The 1,080-nt window shown below is 61.5% G+C and carries 1 protein-coding gene and 1 pseudogene; both read left to right on the top strand.

Going from position 1 to position 1,080, the window contains the following annotated elements; genetic code table 11:
* Positions 1–117 (top strand): annotated as a pseudogene (locus ACXRVY_RS31015) (alpha-E domain-containing protein); the annotation flags it as partial.
* Positions 117–1,007, top strand: a complete 891-nt coding sequence (locus ACXRVY_RS31010) for a transglutaminase family protein (RefSeq protein ID WP_223462536.1) — start codon at positions 117–119, stop codon at positions 1,005–1,007. The pseudogene ACXRVY_RS31015 and the gene ACXRVY_RS31010, both read left to right, overlap by 1 nt.
* Positions 1,008–1,080: the final 73 nt, after the last annotated feature.

Raw genomic sequence — 1,080 nt, 5'->3', positions numbered from 1 at the left:
GGGCTGGCCGCGCTGTTGCAGGAGATCGCCGACGCCAGCGGGCAAGTTTCCGATCGCCTGGCACTGCGGCATTTCGCCCATGTCGACGATGTCAGCCAGCGCACGGTGTCCGTCTGATGAGTGCTCACTACCAGATTTCCCACGACACCCATTATCACTATGACAGCCCGGTGTCCCTGGCCCAGCAACTGGCGCATTTGTGGCCGCGACCTTGTGCCTGGCAGCGCTGTACCGACCGGCAATTGCAGATCAGTCCGCAGCCGACCTCGCGTCGCGATGAGTTGGATGTGTTCGGCAATCCGCTGACCCGGCTGGCGTTCGAGCGTCCCCACGATGAGTTGCTGGTCAACGCCAGCCTCACGATCGAAGTGTTGCCCCGGCCTGTGCTGGACCTCAATCGGTCTGCGGCGTGGGAAGACACACGAAGCGCGCTGACCTACAGCAGCCAACCGCTGTCGCCCGAGCTGCTCGAAGCCTGCCGATACCGGTTTGAATCGCCGTATGTGCATTTGAAGAAAAACTTCGTCGAGTTCTCGCAAAGCTGTTTTCCACCCGGTCGACCGTTACTGCTCGGCGTGCAGGCGCTGATGGAGAAAATGTTCAGCGAGTTCACCTTCGATGCCGAGGCAACCCAGGTGGCGACGCCGCTGGTGGAGGTGCTGGAGCGCCGACGCGGGGTCTGCCAGGACTTTGCTCACCTGATGCTCGCTTGCGTGCGTTCCCGAGGGTTGGCGGCGCGCTACGTCAGCGGCTACCTGCTGACCCAGCCACCGCCGGGTCAGCCACGGTTGATTGGTGCTGATGCATCCCACGCCTGGGTTTCGGTGTTTTGCCCGGTGCTGGGGTGGGTGGATTTCGATCCGACCAACAATGTGCAACCGGCACTGGAGCACATCACCCTGGCCTGGGGCCGGGATTTTTCCGATGTGTCGCCGTTGCGGGGGGTGATTCTGGGTGGGGGTAATCACGATCCGGAAGTTCGGGTAACGGTGATGCCACTGGAGTAACAGGGATCAAAATGTGGGAGCGAGCTTGCTCGCGATAACGGACTGGCAGTCAAAGAAATGTTGGATGCAGGGA

This window comes from Pseudomonas sp. P5_A2_2, assembly GCF_054177685.1.
Note: the sequence above shows the minus strand (reverse complement) of the source record. Positions and strands in the feature narration are given on the sequence as shown.

Excerpts from the sequence above, each read along its gene's own strand:
- ACXRVY_RS31010 (WP_223462536.1), top strand. The coding sequence starts at position 117 with ATGAGTGCTCACTACCAGATTTCCCACGACACCCATTATCACTATGAC.